This is a genomic window from Streptomyces sp. NPDC043867 (assembly GCF_056435845.1).
In genome coordinates this window covers 69,814-84,540 of sequence record NZ_JBWKDS010000038.1, presented here as the reverse complement: position 1 = coordinate 84,540, position 14,727 = coordinate 69,814, and the positions used below count along the sequence as shown (strand labels likewise).

Sequence of the window (14,727 nt, the reverse complement as noted above, 5' to 3'; positions counted from 1 at the left end):
TACAACGGCATGCCCGCCCGCGATTTGGGCAGCTAGGGCTGGCACACGCCGTGTAGCTGCGACAACGGCCCCCCCCCCCCCCCCCCGGAAACCACGCGGGGGGGGGGCCAAAGGGCTTGTCCCCCCCCCCTCAGGGCTTTCTGGGGCCCGCCCGCGGCCCGGAGCGGCCCGGGAGATGGCGGGCGCCGTTTCCGGCCCCGTACGGCCGTGGAAGCGCCCCCGGACGGCCGTACCGGCGGGGTTGCGGCAGGGGCGTGCGGGGACGCGGGTACGACAAAGGCGGCCGCCCCCGTCGGGGCAGCCGCCTCGTCATGCCGGGTCAGGGCCTTACTTGCCCTTGGCGGCTTCCTTGAGCTTGCTGCCCGCGGAGACCTTCACGCTGTACCCGGCGGGGATCTGGATCGGGTCGCCGGTCTGCGGGTTGCGGGCGGTGCGAGCGGCACGGTGCGTGCGCTCGAAGGTCAGGAAGCCGGGGATGGTGACCTTCTCGTCGCCCTTGGCGACGATCTCGCCGACGGTCTCGGCGAACGCGGCCAGAACGGCGTCGGCGTCCTTGCGGGTCACCTCGGCACGGTCGGCCAGCGCGGCCACCAGCTCACTGCGGTTCATGTTGTTACTCCCGTGTTCTTCTTGCCGTTGAGGCGTGCCACGCGGCGGTGCCGCACTTGATGCGGCGTAGCCGATGCTGCCAGGGTCCTCGGTCGGTCCCCGGACCCGGGTCCGTCGCCAGACCCTCGCGCCCGAAGACGCATCCTGCCCCCACCTGCGGCGGGAAAGCCAATCCGGCACCCCTGGGAGTCACACGAACACCCTTGGGAGTCACACGAAGAGCGCCACTGCCTCGGAGTGGTGACGCTCCGTCCGCTCCCGGCAGCGGACCGCAGGACCTGGGGAGGCCCGAGCCTGGCCGCCACCCTAAAGGCGGCCAGAGGCCGCGCGTTCCGCGACGCGCCGGGCCTCAGACGGTCGTGGTACCCGTCACAGCCGGTCTCACACAGTTGTGTTGCCCCGAAACGCGCGGTTCAGACGCTCGTGCTGTCCGTCACGGTCACCCCGGCCGCCTTCGCGGCGTTGCGGACCGCTCCGGCGACGGCGCCCGCGACCTTGTCGTTGAAGACGCTCGGGATGATGTAGTTCGGGTTGAGTTCGTCCTCGGTCACGACGTCCGCCAGGGCGGTCGCGGCGGCCAGCATCATCTCCGTGTTGACGGTGCGCGACTGGGCGTCGAGCAGGCCGCGGAAGACACCGGGGAAGACCAGGACGTTGTTGATCTGGTTGGGGAAGTCGGAGCGGCCGGTGGCCACAACTGCCGCGGTCAGCCGGGCGATTGCCGGGTCGACCTCGGGGTCGGGGTTCGCGAGCGCGAACACGATGGCACCCTCGGCCATGGCGGCCACGTCGTCGCCGTCGATCACGTTCGGGGCGGAGACGCCGATGAAGACGTCGGCGCCGCGCACGGCCTCCTTCAGCGTGCCGGTGAGGCCCTCGGGGTTGGTGTTGTCGGCGATCCAGCGCAGCGGCGAGTCGGCGTGGGCGTCCACCAGGTCCGAGCGGTCCGCGTGCACGACGCCGTGGATGTCGGCGACGACGGCGTTCTTGACGCCGGCGGCGAGCAGCAGCTTGAGGATGGCCGTGCCGGCCGCGCCCGCGCCGGACATCACGACGCGGATGTCGCCGATCGCCTTGTGGGCCACCCGCAGGGCGTTCGTCAGGGCGGCGAGGACGACGATCGCCGTGCCGTGCTGGTCGTCGTGGAAGACGGGGATGTCCAGGGCCTCGCGCAGCCGGGCCTCGATCTCGAAGCAGCGGGGCGCGGAGATGTCCTCCAGGTTGATGCCCGCGAAGCCGGGGGCGATGGCCTTGACGATCTCCACGATCGCGTCGGTGTCCTGGGTGTCCAGGCACAGCGGCCAGGCGTCGATGCCGGCGAACCGCTTGAAGAGGGCGGCCTTGCCCTCCATGACCGGCAGGGCGGCCTTGGGGCCGATGTTGCCGAGGCCCAGCACGGCGGAGCCGTCCGTCACGACCGCGACGGAGTTGCGCTTGATGGTGAGGCGGCGGGCGTCCTCGGGGTTCTCGGCGATCGCCATGCACACGCGGGCCACGCCCGGCGTGTAGATCATCGAGAGGTCGTCGCGGTTGCGGATCGGGTGCTTGGACTGCATCTCGATCTTGCCGCCGAGGTGCATCAGGAACGTACGGTCGGAGACCTTGCCCAGGGTGACGCCCTCGATGGCGCGCAGCTGCTCGACGATCTCGTCGGCGTGGGACGTCGAGGTGGCCGCGATGGTGACGTCGATGCGGAGTTTCTCGTGCCCGGACGCCGTGACGTCGAGGCCGGTCACCGAGCCTCCGTGGGACTCGACGGCTCCGGTGAGCTGGGAGACCGCCGTTCCGCTGGCGGGCACCTCCAGCCGGACCGTCATCGAGTAGGAGACGCTGGGCGCCGTTGCCATGGCCGACTTCCTCTGCTTTCACCGTGTTCGCTGCGTACGCCGCGGGAGCGCTGGCGTCCCGGCGGCGTCGTCCGATCGTCGCACCTACCGCGGAGTACGTGGTAGCCACCCCGGGTTGCGAACGTTTTGTTCGCAACGACCGGACACTTTCGGAAAACTACTTCCACCATACGAGAAGTAGGGGACGGGAGGGAAGGGCGGAGCGGAACGCGCGATGGCCGGGACACGCCAGAGGCCCACGTCACCAGGTGACGTGGGCCTCTCGGACGCTTGATGACACCGACCCGCCATGCTCGCCTCGCGGCAAGTGGTCGCTCGTAGCGACGAAGGTTGGGCCCGGGGGCTTGGATCGGGCCGGTGTCACGTCCAAGGTAACAAACGATCCCCGCAAGGCAATTCCCGTCCCGGAAGTTCCTTCCCGGGTCACCGGGTCGGCCTCGCGCGAGAACCCCTCGCTCCTCAGTCCCGCAGCAGGTCGGGCACCCCCTGGGCGTCCGGCTCGTCCCGGTCCGCCGAGACGATGGTGAGCTGCTGGGTCGCGCGGGTCAGGGCCACGTACAGGACCCGCAGACCGGCGGGCGACTCGTCGGCGATCTCCGCGGGCGACACCACGACCGTGGCGTCGTACTCCAGTCCCTTGGCCTCCAGGCTGCCGAGCGCCACGACCCGGCCGCCGAGCCCGGCGAGCCAGCGGGCCGCCTCCTCGCGCCGGTTCATGGCGACCACGACGCCGACCGTGCCGTCGACCCGGTCGAGCAGCCGCGCCGCCTCCGCCCGGACGCTCTGGGCGAGCGAGTCCCCCGCGACGGCGAAGCGCGGCTCGACGCCCGTGGACCGTACGGCCGACGGGGACTGCGAGCCGGGCATGGCGAGGGCGAGGACCCTGGCGGCCAGCTCGGCGATCTCGGCGGGGTTGCGGTAGTTCACCGTCAGGGTGAAACGGCGCCGGGGGCGGGACCCCAGGGCCTCGTCGCGGGCCTGCGCGGCCTCCTCGGGGTCGGACCACGAGGACTGGGCGGGGTCGCCGACGACCGTCCACGTGGCGTGCCTGCCCCGGCGCCCGACCATGCGCCACTGCATGGGTGTGAGGTCCTGCGCCTCGTCGACGATGACGTGCGCGTACTCGGTGCGTTCCTGGGCGAGCCGCTCGGCCCGCTCGCGCTGGGACTCCTCGCGCGTCGGCATCAGCTCCTCCAGGCCGGTGAGCTGGTCCATCGGGTCGAGGTCACGTCTCCTGCGCGGCCGGGCGGGCGTCCCGAGGATCGCCTGGAGCTCGTCCAGCATGGCCACGTCGTGCACCGACAGTCCGTCCCGCCGGAGCGAGCGGGCCACCTTGCGCACCTCGCCCGGGTTGAGGATCCGCCTGGCCCAGCGGTTGAGGCGCTTCTCGTCGGCCATGGCCGCCAGCACGCCCCGCGGGGTCAGCTCGGGCCACCAGGCGTCCAGGAACTCGATGAAGCTGTCCTCGGACGTGATGTCCTCGTCGAACGACGACCGCAGTTCCGCGGCCAGCTCGGGGTCCGTGTGCCGCGTGCCGGCACCGGACCTGGCCCACAGGGCGTCCAGGAGCAGCTTGCGCGCCCGCGGGCGCAGCAGGTTCACGGGCGCCGTCCCGCTGAGCGCGTTCTGCCGGATGCGGTCCAGCTCGGCGGCCTCCAGCTCGACCCGCCGCCCGAAGGCGACGACGCGCAGCCGGGCGGGCGCCCCCTGCGGCCGGCCGGGCTCCTCGCCGAACGCGAGCTGTTCCCCGCCCGTCGACTTCCCGGCGTCGCCCCCGAAGGACGTCTCCAGGGCGCCTCTGGCCGCCTTCCGCAGCACCTTCAGCATGCGGTGGGAGCCCTTCGCGCGGGCGACCGCCGGGGAGTCGTACTGGGTGGCCTCGGCGCCGTCGACCAGGGAGCCGATGGCGCGGATGGCGACCTGGCCCTCCTCGCCGAGCGAGGGCAGTACACCCTCCGTGTAGGCGACGAGCAGCGGGGTCGGGGAGACGATCAGGATGCCGCCGGCGTATCTGCGGCGGTCCTGGTAGAGGAGGTAGGCGGCGCGGTGCAGGGCCACCGCGGTCTTGCCCGTGCCCGGGCCGCCCTCGACGTACGTCACGGACGCGGCGGGCGCCCGGATCACCAGGTCCTGCTCCGCCTGGATCGACGCCACGATGTCGCGCATGGAGTGGCTGCGGGCCTGGCCGAGGGCGGCCATGAGGGCGCCGTCGCCGATCACCGCGAGTTCCCGGCCGTCCAGGGTCGCGGTCAGCTCCGGCCGCATCAGGTCGTCCTCGACGCCGAGGACCCGGCGGCCCTTGGAACGGATGACCCGGCGGCGGACCACCCGGCCCGGCTCGACCGGGGTCGAGCGGTAGAAGGGCGCCGCCGCGGGTGCGCGCCAGTCGATGACCAGCGGCGCGTAGTCGGCGTCCAGGACGCCGATACGGCCGATGTGGAGCGTCTCCGCGATCTCCGCGGTGTTGTCCTCGCGGACGGCGCCCTCGGCCGGGTCCACCGCCGTGTACGCGCCGTCCGGGCCCTTCTGGCCGTCCTTGCCGAGGAGCAGGTCGATCCGGCCGAAGAGGAAGTCCTCGAACTCGTTGTTGAGGCGGTTGAGGTGAATTCCCGCGCGGAACACCTGGGCGTCGCGCTCGGCGAGCGCCCCCGGTGTGCCGACCTGACCGCGCTGGGCGGCGTCGTTCATCAGGAACTCGGCCTCGTGGATCTTCTCCTCGAGCCGTTGGTACACCCGGTCCAGGTGTTCCTGTTCGACGCCGATCTCCCGGTCGCGTACGGAATCCGCGGCCGAGTCGAGCGCGGCGGAACCCCCGACCGGACCGAGCGCGGCCTGCTGTTGAACCTGAGCGGCCACCGGGCCCCCTTCTGACGTGCTGGGCAGCCGTCAACCGTACGCGAAGGGGGGCCCGCCAGGCTACGTCCCGCCGCGGGTTCGCTCACGCGTCCCGCGGCGGGAGGGTCACACGTCCACTTCCACGAGCCGCCTGCCGTCGAAGGTCATGACCTCGAAGTGGTCGATCTCGTCCGGGGCGAAGGCGGCGCCGCCGTGCACGTAGAGCGGCTGCTTGGCCTGCTCCGTCGTGGCGTCGTCGATGCCGTACCCCCACTTCGGGACCGACCAGGAGGTGACGGTCTCGCGCTCGCCGTTCTTGCCGACGGCGATGAGGGAGCACTTGAGCGGGCCCTTGACGTTCTTGAGTTCCAGGACGGCGTGCGTGCCCCAGGGCTTCGACTCCGTCGCGACCACGGCGTTGACCTTGGTGCTCGGGTCGGTGGCCCGGGACTTGTCCTTCATGACCTGGAAGGCCGCCTTGGCGGGGCTGGTCGGGTGCGCCATCCCGGCCTGGTTCTGCGTGGTGTCGTCGCCCCCGCTGACCGCCATCACGGTCAGCGGACCGCCGATGATCAGCGCGGCCGCGGCCGCCACCAGGTACATCCCCCGCCGGCGCTTGCGGGCACGCCGCTCCGCGACCTCGTCGACCAGCCGCTCCGCGAGCCGCGGGCCGGGGCGGGCGGACAGGGACTCGCCGATGGACGGCGTGCCCTGGGAGCCGGGCAGGTCGGCCAGGGCCGCCAGCATCGGTTCCATCCCGGCCAGCTCGTCGAGCTGCTGGGCGCACCATTCGCAGGTGGCGAGGTGCGCCTCGAAGGCGGTCGCCTCGGCGTCGTCGAGTATGCCGAGCGCGTAGGCGCCGACGGTCTCGTGCTCGTTAGGGCCTTGTGATCCCTGCATGGATCCAGGACTACCCGTTCCGAATCCCCCGTAAATGCTCATGCCGTCACCCCCCGCTCCTCCAGTGCCAGCTTCATCGACCGCAGTGCGTAGAAAACTCTGGAGCGCACCGTGCCGCTGGGGATGCCGAGCGTCTCGGCCGCCTCATTGACCGTACGCCCTTTGAAGTACGTCTCGACCAGGACTTCCCTGTGAGCAGGGGTCAGGTCGTCCAGCGCGTCAGACAGTGTCATCAGCCACAACGCCTTGTCGATCTCGTCCTCCGCGGGGATGACCTCCAGCGGCGACGGGTCGACCTCCTGCGGCCGGGCCTGCCGGCTGCGGTGGCCGTCGATGACGATGCGCCGGGCGACCGTCACCAGCCAGGGGCGTACCGAACCGGTCGCTCGATTGAGCTGACCGGCGTTCTTCCAGGCACGGATGAGCGTCTCCTGCACGACGTCCTCGGCCCGTTGCCGGTCACCGGCGACCAGCCTCAGCACGTACGCGAGCAGGGGGCCCGCGTGTTCCCGGTACAGCGCACGCATCAGGTCCTCGTCCGGTTCCGAGGGCTGGGACGCACGATGTCGTGCCCTTGGCGGGCGTTCATCAGCCACTGCGGAATCCTTGCGCACGCCTACCTCCGGTGTCCCCGATTCGACCGGGGTCCCCCAGTCCATCGCTCACCACCGGGTACGGACGCGGATACGCCTGTGTTCAAAGTGGTCGCACAAATTTCTTGGCAGGGATGTGACAGGAGGGTAGTTCACGTCCGGGCGAGCGCCGCCCGGCGCCGGTGGCGGGCCACTCTCTCCCGGTTGCCGCACACCTCGCTGGAGCACCACCGGCGCCGGCGCCCCCGTGAGGTGTCCAGGTACACGATCCGGCAGTTGTCCCCCTCGCAGCGCCGGAGACTCGCCCGGGCGGCGGGGTCGGTGAGCAGCTCCAGCGCGTCGCGGGACAGGGCCGACAGCACACCGGCGCGCAGCAGCGGTCCGCGCAGCCGGCGCAGCAGCGTCCCGTCCTCCGCGCGCACGGCGCGCGGTACGGGCGGCGGGTGCTCGGCGCGCGCGTTGACCCGGGCGAGGGCCGCGTCGGCGGGGCGGCCGTCCAGCTCCGCGCTCACCAACCGTTCGATGTCGGCACGCAGTTCGCGGCAGGCGGCGAGCCAGGCCTCGTCGACCGCGGCCAGCGGTGTGCCGGCCGGCACCAGGCCCGAGCCGGCGATCCAGGCCCGCAACCGCCCGGCCGAGCGGAGCCGTTCCTCGGGATGGCTGGTCGCCACCAGGTCCAGGCAGATCCGCCCGGAGTCGAACCGCATCTCGTACGAGGCCGTGGCCGTGCCCGATGCCATGTGCCTGTCACCGCCTTGGGTTACCGCGAGGGTCGGTGCGGGGTCCGTACCCCTACAGTGCCTTTCCCCGGCCGCCGCGGGAACCCCCGCGCTGGACGTCCGCTTATGCGCCCGCGCGGCTGGGCCATGGGCGCGGGCCGGCCGCGCCGGTTGACTGGCCGGCATGACACGAAACAACGGGGGGCGGCGCACGGCCGCCGCAGGAGTGCTGGGTGCGGCCGCGGTCGCGACGGGCCTGAGCGCCGGAGTCTTCTACATATTCGCCTGCGCCGTGATGCCGGCGCTGGCCCGCAGCGACGACCGCGTCTTCATCGAGGTCATGCAGAACATCAACGAGGTGATCCAGAACCCGTTGTTCTTCCTGAGCTTCCTGGGCGCGCCGCTGCTCACCGCGGTGTCCGCGTGGCAGTCGCGCGGCAGACCGGGGCTCCGCGGCTGGGTGGCGGCGGCGCTGCTCGCCGTCGTTCTCGCCCTCGTCGTGACCGTGGCCGGGAACATCCCGCTCAACGACGGTCTCGCGGACGCCGGCGACCCGGCGCGGATCGCCGATCCGGCCGCCGTGCGCGAGGAGTTCGAGGACCCCTGGGTGGCGTGGAACGTCGTACGGGCGCTGCTGTCCACCCTCGCGCTGGGCTGCCTGGCCCGGGCGCTCGTCGTGTTCGGGCGGACCGGCCGGCCCCAGGAACCTCAGGAGTCGGCGTACTTGGCGTCCGCGGCCGGGTCGAGCGCGAGCCGGTAGCCGCGCTTGACCACCGTCTGGATCAGCTTGGGCGCGCCGAGCGCGGTCCGCAGCCGTGCCATCGCCGTCTCCACGGCGTGTTCGTCACGGCCCGCGCCGGGCAGGGCGCGCAGCAGGTCGGCCCGTGCGACCACCCAGCCGGGCCGCCGGGCGAGCGCCCGCAGCAGGGACATCCCGGCGGGCGGCACGGGCCGCAGCTCCTCGTCGACCAGCACCGCGTGCCCGCGGATCTCCACCCGGTGGCCCGCGACCGGCAACGTACGGGCGCGAGCCGGGAGTTCCTGGCACAGCAGCTGGACGAGGGGCCCGAGCCGGAAGCGCTCGGGCTGGACGGTGTCGATGCCGTGGGCCTGCAACGGCAGGGCGGTGACGGGGCCCACGCAGGCGGGCAGGACGTCGTGGTGGAGGGCGGCGAGGAGTTCGGGCAGCAGGTTGCGGTCCTCGGCGCGGGAGAGCAGGGACGCGGCGGCGGGCGCGCTGGTGAAGGTGAGCGCGTCCACCCCGCGGGTGACGGTCGCGTCGAGCAGCCGGTCGACGGGCCCGATGTCCTCCGGCGGCATCCACCGGTACACCGGGACACCCACCACCTCGGCTCCCGCGGCCCGCAGCGACTCCACGAACCCGGGCAGCGGCTCGCCGTGCAGCTGGATCGCGATACGGCGGCCGTCCACGCCCTCGTCGAGCAGCCGGTCGAGCACCTCCGCCATGGACTCGGAGGACGGCGACCAGGCCTCGGTCAGTCCCTGGGCCCGGATCGCGCCCTTGACCTTGGGACCGCGGGCGAGCAGCTCCACCCCGCGCAGCCGCGCCAGCAGGTCCTCGCCGAGCCCCCACCCGTCGGCGGCCTCGACCCACCCCCGGAATCCGATGGCGGTGGTGGCGACCACGACGTCCGGCGCCTCGTCGAGCAGTTCCTTGGTGGCGGTGAGCAGTTCGCTGTCGTCGGCGAGCGGCACGATGCGCAGGGCGGGCGCGTGCACCACGAAGGCGCCCCGGCGCTGAAGCAGGGCCCCCAGTTCGTCGGCCCGACGTGCGGCCGTCACGCCCACGGTGAACCCGGCGAGGGGGCCGTGGTCTGGTCGCTGCTGTTCGTCGTACATGGCTTTCGTCCCGGCTCTCGTCGTGCGCTCGAGTCGTCGTGCGGTTGCGGCTGGCCCGAGCCTGTCAACGCCCCGTGACAGGCTCGGATCAGCCGCATGTCGCGCGTGTAACGTCACACTTCGGCGTAGCTGAGCTGCGCGTTCGTGTCCGAAGCCGCCGCCGTGGAGGTCCGGGCGGCGGCCGGACGTCGAAGGTATACGGCCCAGGTGACCGCGAAGCAGACCCCGTAGAAGGCCAGGAAGGAGACGAACGCGCCCGTTCCGGAGCCGTAGGAGAGGAAGGACTGCCGGAAGGCGAGGTTGATGGCGACGCCGCCGAGCGCGCCGACCGCGCCGATGAGCCCCATGGAGGCCCCGGACAGCCGCCGGCCGTACGCGGCGGCCGCCTCACCGGTCAGGCCCCTGGCGAGGGCCTTGTTCTGGAAGATGCCGGGGATCATCTTGTACGTCGAGCCGTTGCCGAGGCCGCTGAGCACGAACAGCGCGATGAAGGCGACGGTGAACAGCGGCAGTGACTTCTGCATCGAGGCGACGATGATGACGGAGGTCGCGGCGGCCATCGCGACGAAGTTCCACAGCGTGATCTTCGAGCCGCCGTACCGGTCGGCGAGCCAGCCGCCGACGGGCCGGATCAGCGAGCCGAGCAGCGGGCCGATGAAGGTGACGTAGGCCGCCTCCAGCGGAGTGCGCCCGAACTGGTTCTGCAGCACCTGGCCGAACGCGAAGCTGTAGCCGATGAACGAGCCGAACGTCCCGATGTAGAGGAACGCCATGATCCAGGTGTGGCCGTCCTTCGCGGCGTCCCTGGCGGCGCCGGTGTCGTTCTTCACCGACGAGATGTTGTCCATGTAGACGGCGGCGAGCGCGGCGGCGACGAGGATGAGCGGGATGTAGATGCCGAGCAGGACCCGCGGCCCGCCGCCCGCCCCGATGATCGCGAGGGCCACGAGCTGGATCACCGGCACGCCGATGTTGCCGCCGCCGGCGTTGAGGCCGAGCGCCCAGCCCTTCTTCCGCAACGGGAAGAACGCGTTGATGTTGGTCATGCTGGAGGCGAAGTTGCCGCCGCCGATGCCCGCGAGCAGGCCGATGAGCAGGAAGGTGGAGAAGGAGGTCCCCGGTTCCATGACGACGAACGCGGCGATCGTCGGGATGAGCAGCAGGCTCGCCGACACGATCGTCCAGTTCCGTCCGCCGAAGATCGCCACCGCGAAGGTGTACGGCACCCGGACGACGGCACCGACCAGGGTCACCACCGACGTGAGCAGGAACTTGTCGGCGGGGGTCAGGCCGTACTCCGGGCCCATGAACAGCACCAGCACGGACCACATGGTCCAGATCGAGAACCCGATGTGCTCGGACAGCACGGAGAAGAGCAGGTTCCGCCGGGCGACCTTCTCACCCGTCTCCTTCCAGAAGGTCTCGTCCTCGGGGTCCCACTCGTCGATCCAGCGGCCTCCCCTGCTCAGTGCGGGGGCTGTGCTCGGGGCTGTCATGACGCCTCCACGGTTCTCCGGTGCTCAGGTGTCGTACGGGTGACGACTCCTGAAGGTAGGGAGAGCGCGTTTCCGGACTGTGGCTGTGGGTGACCGGAAGGGAACGTTGCTCTCACGCACGGCCGGACACGGCGGTGAGGCCCGGCGGCCCGGCCGGGCGGGTGGCGCACGGCACGGCCCGGGCCTGCCCGTCACGGCAGGCCCGGGCCGTGCCGTGCGGCCGGCCCCCCGGGCCGTCGGTGCGGCGGGCCCCCGCGCCGTCGGTGCGGCGCGGGAGCGGTGGTCAGCCGCGGTGGCTGCCGGCCCGCCTGCGCGGGGAGCCGTCCGGCCAGAGCCGCGGTGTGCGCACGGCCGCCAGGTCCTCCACCCAGCCGAAGCACACGACGCAGCCGCCGACGAGCAGCCAGGTGAGGGCCAGTACCGGCCAGGGGCTCTCCAGCAGCCAGGCGTAGTGGCGCCACATCACGTCGAAGCCCCACAGCCGGTCCCACAGCGTGGCGGCGATCAGGATGCACATGTTGTGCCAGAGGTAGATCGTCACCGCGCGGGAGTTGAACAGCGTGATCAGCCGGTCCCAGCGGCGCAGCAGCCGGGGCCACTCGGACCACGACGGGCTGAGGTGCAGGAGCAGCAGCACCGTGGCGAACGACCACAGGGCCTGGCCGACCGGGATGTCGTCGAGGTCGTGCCCCTCGGTGAGATTGTGTCTCATCGCGTACCAGAGGCCGAGGCCCGCGACGGCCGGTGCCACCGACGGGACGACATAGCGCGGGATGCGCCTCAGGACGCCCTCCTGGTGGGCCATGCCGAGGATCCAGCAGGCGCCGAAGGTGCTGAAGTCCGTGAGGGTCGAGGGGATCAGCTCGCCGGGCGGCGTGACGTACCCGAGGTCGAGCGCCAGGGCCAGGACGACCGGCGACCGGCGACCGGCGACCGGCGACCGGATCGTCGCCCACGGGAGCGCGCGCAGCGCCCGCAGCAGGAGGGGCGACAGCAGGACGAACCAGAGGTACGCCCGCAGAGACCACAGGGGCCCCGCGAACTCCGTCGCCCAGTCCTCGCCGACGAAGCCGGGCAGCCCGGCGAGCCCCTCCGGGTAGGGCGGGTCGCTGAGCGGGAGGATCCAGAAGCCGAGGTGCAGCCACCACCAGCCGGGGTGCCCCTCGGCGTCCGGTCCCCATCCCTGGAGGACCATGCCGGAGACACCGACCGCGCCGAGCAGCCACATCGGGGGCAGCAGCCGGCGCAGCCGGCCCCTGACGACCTGCGCGGCGGGGCGTTTGAGCGAGCGGGCCCCGTTGCGCTAAGTCATCAATGACACTTCATGATGAGCGCATCGGTGGCCGGAATCCATCCACCGGCCGGGCGGTGCAACCACCCTTTCTCGCCAGCCAGTTCGAGGGCCGCGCGACGCAGCGCGTCGAGCCCCGAATGCACCAGCCCCTTTCGCCACACGAGCGACACGGGTGACAGCGGCACGGGATCGACGAGCGGCCGCAGCACCGACTCCGGCATGGCCGGAAAGTCCACCACGGCGAGAACGGGGGTCCGGGTCCTGGCCATCACCCGCCGGAACTCCTCGGCGCCGATGGCCACCGGCGCGGGCGACGCCACCTCGATCCCGCGTCCGTCGAACAGCCGGACGGCGAGGTCGGTCCACTCCAGCGTCCTGGGGTTGCCCGCGCCCGCGTACACCGTCTCGCCCGCGAGGGCGTCCAGCGGCACCGCGTCCAGAGCGGCGAGGCGGTGGTCCGCGGGCAGGACGACGGCCATCGGCTCGTACCGGACGGGCTGCTGTTCCAGGCGCGCCCGTACCGCCGGGTCGAGGCCGGCGAAGCGCCCGAACGACGCGTCGAGCCGCCCGGCGAGCATCTCCAGTGCCGCTCCCGTCAGACCGCTCTCGAAACGGGCCATCAGCTCGCAGTCCGGGGCGAGTTCGCGGGCGCGGTCGAGGACGAGGCCGGAGATGAGACCCGCCGAGTTGATGTCGACGAGCAGGGGTGCTTCCGGTGCGGACCGCTGCCGCGCGGGGCCGCCCCGGCCGAAGACGGACAGCAGCGCGTCCTGCGCCTCGACGACCCGGCGCGCGTACGGCAGCAGCCGGACCCCGTCGGACGTCAGGGCCACCTGCCGGGTCGTCCGGGCGAACAGCTCCGTCCCCAGCTCGCGCTCCAGGCGGCGGATGTCCCGGCTCAGCGCCTGCTGGGCGACGTGGAGGCGGGACGCGGCGCGGGTGAAGTGGAGCTCTTCGGCGACGGCCAGGAAGGCGCGCAGCAGGCGGGGGTCGGCGGGCACCCGGCGAACTTACAACCGGGGTGCGTCAATCACCACCGACTTCGGTGTTGGACCGCCGCGGGCCCCGCGGGCGACCGTTGATCCATGCCGCAACCGCCCTCCGAGGGGCCTCCCCCGCTCCTGTTCACCGTCGCCGTCACCGTCACCGGGGACACCCTGGTCGTCGCCGACTTCGGCCCGCGCCGCCGGGGGTCCGCGCAGCCGGAGGGCGGCCCGCCGGGGCGGAAGGTCCCTCCGCGCAACCCCTACCGCCGGCTCCTCGCCGTGCCCGGCGCCCGCGCCTTCACCGCGGGGAACCTGCTCGCCCGCCTGCCCATGGGCATGTTCAGCATCAGCGCGGTCGTCATGATCGCCGGATCGCGCGGATCGTACGCGCTGGCCGGTGCCGTCACGGCCACCGGTCTGGCCGCGACCGCGGTGGTCGCCCCGTGGACGGCCCGGCTCGTGGACCGGTACGGGCAGGCCCGGGTCGCCGTCCCCGCGACGGTGTTCGCCGCGCTCGGCTCGCTCGTGCTGCTGCTCTGCGTCCGCCTGGACGCACCGGCCTGGACCCTCTTCGCCGCCTACGCCGCCACCGCCACGACACCCAACACCGGCGGCATGTCGCGCGCCCGCTGGGCCCACCTCCTCGACGGCGACGCCGCGGCGCTGCACACCGCGAACTCCTTCGAACAGGCCGCGGACGAGCTGTGCTTCATGCTCGGCCCGGTGCTCGCGGCCTTGCTGTGCGGGACGTTCTTCCCGGAGGCCGGCACGCTGACCGGCGCCGTCCTGCTGGTGACCGGCGTCCTGCTCTTCGCCGCCCAGCGTTCCACCGAGCCGCCGCCGCGGCGGGGCGCGGTCACGGGTGGCGTGTCTCCGCTGCGTGCGCCCGGCATGGTTCCGCTGCTCTTCGCCTTCCTGGCCGTCGGCGCCGTCTTCGGCTCGATGGAGATCGTCACGATCGCGTTCGCGGAGGCGCACGGTCACCGGTCCGCCGCCGGGGTGATCCTCGCCCTGCAGGCGGCCGGTTCCTGCACGGCCGGCCTGCTGTACGGGGCGCTGAAGCCGGGCGGTCCTGCCGGGCGCCGGTACCCGTGGTGCCTGGCCGCGATGACCGCGCTGCTCACCCTGCCGCCGGCCGCCGCGTCCCTGACCGGCTCCCTCCCGGTCCTCGCCGCCGCCCTGTTCGTCGCAGGCCTGGCCACCGCTCCGACGATGATCACCGGCATGACCCTCGTCCAGGGCCGCACGCCCGGGGGACGGCTGAACGAGGGCATGACGCTGGCGGTGACGGGCCTTCTCGGAGGCATCGCGTGCGGCTCGGGCCCTGGGCGGCTGGGCGGTGGAGCACGCCTCGGCCACGGCGGCCTTCGGAGTGCCCGTCACCGCGGCCGGCCTCGCGCTGCTGATCGCGACGGCGGGGACGGTACGAGAAGGAGGCGGCTCCTGACAGCACGGCCGGCCCGAGCCCAGCGTCCCGGTCGCCGTCCGGCCCGTCGAACCGCCGGGCGAATCCCGCCCATCCCATTGACGTGCCCACGCCCCCCACATACCTTCCCCCGTCGAAGCGCTTCGACAGGGTCCCGTCCCC

10 protein-coding genes and 2 pseudogenes are annotated in these 14,727 nt (G+C 72.5%); 2 read left to right on the top strand and 10 right to left on the bottom strand.

The features are described 5' to 3' along the window. Positions 1–327: 327 nt before the first annotated feature. From AC069T_RS30075 to AC069T_RS30050, 6 genes are all read right to left on the bottom strand, one after another. Positions 328–609 (bottom strand): HU family DNA-binding protein, encoded by a 282-nt coding sequence (locus AC069T_RS30075; RefSeq protein WP_007382399.1) that lies wholly within the window; start codon positions 607–609, stop codon positions 328–330. Between the two features lie 413 nt (positions 610–1,022). Then, on the bottom strand, positions 1,023–2,456 hold the full coding sequence (locus AC069T_RS30070; protein WP_478785739.1) for an NAD-dependent malic enzyme: 1,434 nt from the start codon (positions 2,454–2,456) through the stop codon (positions 1,023–1,025). A 459-nt stretch (positions 2,457–2,915) separates the two neighbouring features. Beyond that, entirely contained in the window at positions 2,916–5,312 is a 2,397-nt protein-coding gene (locus AC069T_RS30065; protein ID WP_478785738.1) for a HelD family protein, read from the bottom strand. Positions 5,313–5,417: 105 nt separating this feature from the next. Then, the gene (locus AC069T_RS30060) at positions 5,418–6,191 is read right to left on the bottom strand and encodes an anti-sigma factor family protein (RefSeq protein WP_478785737.1); all 774 of its coding nucleotides are present in this window, start codon (positions 6,189–6,191) and stop codon (positions 5,418–5,420) included. Between the two features lie 38 nt (positions 6,192–6,229). Further along, positions 6,230–6,850, bottom strand: a complete 621-nt coding sequence (locus AC069T_RS30055; protein ID WP_358853138.1) for a sigma-70 family RNA polymerase sigma factor — start codon at positions 6,848–6,850, stop codon at positions 6,230–6,232. Positions 6,851–6,936: 86 nt separating this feature from the next. Further along, positions 6,937–7,524, bottom strand: a complete 588-nt coding sequence (locus AC069T_RS30050; RefSeq protein WP_478785736.1) for a CGNR zinc finger domain-containing protein — start codon at positions 7,522–7,524, stop codon at positions 6,937–6,939. Positions 7,525–7,687: 163 nt separating this feature from the next. Here AC069T_RS30050 and AC069T_RS30045 point away from each other — a divergent pair, with 163 nt between their 5' ends. Continuing rightward, a complete protein-coding gene (locus tag AC069T_RS30045) occupies positions 7,688–8,263 on the top strand; it encodes an anthrone oxygenase family protein (RefSeq protein WP_478785735.1) in 576 nt (191 codons plus the stop codon). Here the strand turns inward: AC069T_RS30045 and AC069T_RS30040 are convergent. The 4 genes and pseudogenes from AC069T_RS30040 to AC069T_RS30025 form a co-directional block, all read right to left on the bottom strand. Next, positions 8,212–9,363 carry a uroporphyrinogen-III synthase gene (locus tag AC069T_RS30040; RefSeq protein WP_478785734.1) on the bottom strand — a complete coding sequence of 384 codons (1,152 nt, stop codon included), beginning with the start codon at positions 9,361–9,363 and terminating at the stop codon, positions 8,212–8,214. The two genes, AC069T_RS30045 and AC069T_RS30040, sit on opposite strands and share 52 nt — an antisense overlap. Before the next feature lie 113 nt (positions 9,364–9,476). After that, positions 9,477–10,859, bottom strand: coding sequence for a nitrate/nitrite transporter (locus AC069T_RS30035; protein WP_478785733.1), 1,383 nt, complete (start codon positions 10,857–10,859; stop codon positions 9,477–9,479). Between the two features lie 283 nt (positions 10,860–11,142). Further along, positions 11,143–12,153 (bottom strand): annotated as a pseudogene (locus tag AC069T_RS30030) (acyltransferase family protein); the annotation flags it as partial. Between the two features lie 17 nt (positions 12,154–12,170). Next, complete coding sequence (locus tag AC069T_RS30025) at positions 12,171–13,154, bottom strand: LysR family transcriptional regulator (protein ID WP_478785732.1); 984 nt, start codon at positions 13,152–13,154, stop codon at positions 12,171–12,173. A gap of 84 nt (positions 13,155–13,238) precedes the next feature. Here AC069T_RS30025 and AC069T_RS30020 point away from each other — a divergent pair. Next, positions 13,239–14,586 (top strand): annotated as a pseudogene (locus AC069T_RS30020) (MFS transporter). Positions 14,587–14,727: the final 141 nt, after the last annotated feature.

Coding starts and splice junctions, on each gene's coding strand:
- AC069T_RS30075 (WP_007382399.1), bottom strand. CDS start 609: ATGAACCGCAGTGAGCTGGTGGCCGCGCTGGCCGACCGTGCCGAGGTG.
- AC069T_RS30070 (WP_478785739.1), bottom strand. CDS start 2,456: ATGGCAACGGCGCCCAGCGTCTCCTACTCGATGACGGTCCGGCTGGAG.
- AC069T_RS30060 (WP_478785737.1), bottom strand. CDS start 6,191: ATGCAGGGATCACAAGGCCCTAACGAGCACGAGACCGTCGGCGCCTAC.
- AC069T_RS30055 (WP_358853138.1), bottom strand. CDS start 6,850: ATGGACTGGGGGACCCCGGTCGAATCGGGGACACCGGAGGTAGGCGTG.
- AC069T_RS30050 (WP_478785736.1), bottom strand. CDS start 7,524: ATGGCATCGGGCACGGCCACGGCCTCGTACGAGATGCGGTTCGACTCC.
- AC069T_RS30045 (WP_478785735.1), top strand. CDS start 7,688: ATGACACGAAACAACGGGGGGCGGCGCACGGCCGCCGCAGGAGTGCTG.
- AC069T_RS30040 (WP_478785734.1), bottom strand. CDS start 9,363: ATGTACGACGAACAGCAGCGACCAGACCACGGCCCCCTCGCCGGGTTC.
- AC069T_RS30035 (WP_478785733.1), bottom strand. CDS start 10,859: ATGACAGCCCCGAGCACAGCCCCCGCACTGAGCAGGGGAGGCCGCTGG.